Consider the following 2,415-nt stretch of genomic DNA (forward strand, 5'->3'; position numbering starts at 1 on the left):
CCCCATGAGTTCGCTGACCTCGCAAATACTGCCGACCCTCGATGCCTTCGGCTTTTGGTCCTACTGGATCATCGGCCTCTCCAGCCTGCTCGAGGGATGGTGGCTCACCTCGGTTATCGTGCCGGGCACACTGGTGGTCGACGCGGGCGGCGCCCTGGTGCGGCTCGGGCATATGGACTTTATCGACCTTGCGTGGTTCGTCGGCATCGGTGCCATTCTTGGCGGCGAGCTGAGCTGGCACAGCGGCCGCTGGCTGGGCGAGCGGGTGCGGCTGCCCCAATCAGCCGCCTTCCGTCGGGCGCAGGAGCTCATCCGCAGGCGCGGCGGGCTGGCGTTGGTGATCGGCCGTTTCTTCGGCCCTGTCGCCGGTTTCGTGCCCCTCGCCGCCGCCCTGGCCGGCATGGAGCGCAAACGGTTCCATGCCTGGAACATCGCCAGCGGCATCGCCTACGCCTTGGGCCATGTCACCATCGGTTACGCCGCGGGCGACATCATGGCCCGCCTCGGACCCTACCTTCCGCGCCTCCTCCTGCCGCTGGCTCTGGTGGCGGTCCTTGCGCTGGTGACATGGGCCGTCACCCACCACCTGCGCCGCGGCCTTCCGGCGCTGCGGGTCTGGGGCCGCGCGATCCGCGGGCGACTGGAAACCTGGCCGCCACTTCTGCGCTTCACCGCCCGCCACCCGCGCGCCGCGACGGTCATCGCGCGGCGCCTCGACCCGGAGCGCGGCCTGCTGACCACGGCGGTGGCCGCCCTGCTGCTCTATCTCTGCGCCGTGTTCATCGACGGCGCCTTCGACCTTGCCTTCGTGCCGGGCACGGACGCGCTCGACCAGCGCATCGCCAATCTCGCGCATGCCTTCTGGACGCCCGGTGGGCTGAGCCTCGCGGCTTGGGTGACGCAGGCGGGGCATGTGCCGGTCGCGGCGCTGGTCGCGCTCGGCGCGGTGCTCGGACTTGCCTTCTGGGGACGCAGGGCCGCCGCCCTCGGGCTCGCCACCGCCGTCGCGGGCAACGCGCTGACGGTGACCCTGCTGAAGCTCGCCTTCGGCCGGGCGCGGCCCTCGCTGGCGTATTTCCTCGAAAGCTCGAACAGTTTCCCCTCGGGGCATGCGGCGATTTCGGTGGCGCTCTACGGCACGCTGGCCATGATGCTCTGGCGCGAAAAGCTCGTCGGCCCGACCCTCGCCATCACGGCGGGGGTGACAATGGCGGCGGCGCTGGGGCTCACGCGGATCTATCTCGTCGAGCACTTCCTGTCGGACGTTCTGAACGGCTGGGTGGTCGGTGCAATCTGGATGGTGATCGGCTTTGCCGTGAGCGAAATGGCCCGGCGGAGGTCCCGCGATCCGGGCAGGAGCCGCCCCGCGCTGAGCCTTTCCGCCGCATGCGCCTGTTGCGCGGCAGCGCTGGTCATCGCGATCCACGACAATCCGACAGTGGCGCCGAGGGTCCCAAGCGCAGTGACCGTGTTCGACAACCTGCCCGACGCCATCACCGGCGATGCGTTCCCGCTCGACGTGGTGACGCTGTCCGGCGAGACGCTGCCGCCAGTGAGCGTCGTGTCCACCGGGCTTTCGGTCGACGAGATCGCGGGGCGCCTCGCCAAAGGCGGCTGGACAGAAGCGGCACGACCCGACGTGTTTTCCGGCATTGCTGCGCTCCGGCAGGACATCACCGACCACCCTCAGGACAGAGCCTTGGTTCTCCCCGCCTTCCTTGATGCCCGCCCGGCCACTGCGACGCTGCACAGCCCTGCGCAGGACGCCGTGCTTCGGCTTTGGGGCGTGGGGCACGAGCGAACCGGCGCGCCGGTGGTCGGCTGGGCGCTCGATGCGGCGGAGGGCGCTGCCGCCGCGGCACTTCGTCCGGCGGAAGCCGCGGCGCTCTCGCTGGTCGGGGCGCAGGACAGTCGCACCCTCGCGACCGAAGCACGCGGTACCGCCGTCCGGCTGACCGAGCTGTCGCCCAAACCACTGACCAAATGAACCGCACTTCGCCAAGAAAGACATGAGGCACAAACACATGAGAAAAACGGCAATCCTTGCGGCGATCCTCGCGCCGCTCCTCGTCATCGCAGCAGTTGAAACACAGTGGCCCGCCTATGCCGCCTACGAACTTACCGGCATGGGCACCGCCAGCGAGACGAGAAGTGCTGCAGCACCGCAGAAGGTGATCGATGCGGTCGGAGACGCCGAAGGCAATCCCCTGACTTTGCTTGCGGTGGGCGACATCGCCGACTGCCCCGAAGCGCCCGGCCTTGCCAGCGCCTTTCCCGTCAGCGCCGATTTGATCGGCCTCGCCTCCGCCTTCGATCCGGCGACGGCCCCGGCGGTGCCAACCGTGCAGCTCACGGCGCAATGGCCGAACGCGCCGATCCTCGCGCTTGGCGATCTGGTCTACAGTTCGGGCAAGC

At 69.3% G+C, this 2,415-nt stretch carries 2 protein-coding genes; both read left to right on the plus strand.

The window, feature by feature from the left end; genetic code table 11:
• On the plus strand, window positions 1-1,987 hold a 1,987-nt coding region (locus G0A00_RS26175; RefSeq protein WP_164214295.1), incomplete at its 5' end, for a bifunctional DedA family/phosphatase PAP2 family protein.
• 37 nt (window positions 1,988-2,024) lie between these two features.
• Window positions 2,025-2,415, plus strand: a 391-nt coding sequence (locus G0A00_RS26180) for a hypothetical protein (RefSeq protein ID WP_164214296.1), incomplete at its 3' end; no start/stop codon positions are given.

The organism is Salipiger sp. PrR002 (assembly GCF_010500775.1).
GTDB lineage: Bacteria > Pseudomonadota > Alphaproteobacteria > Rhodobacterales > Rhodobacteraceae > Salipiger.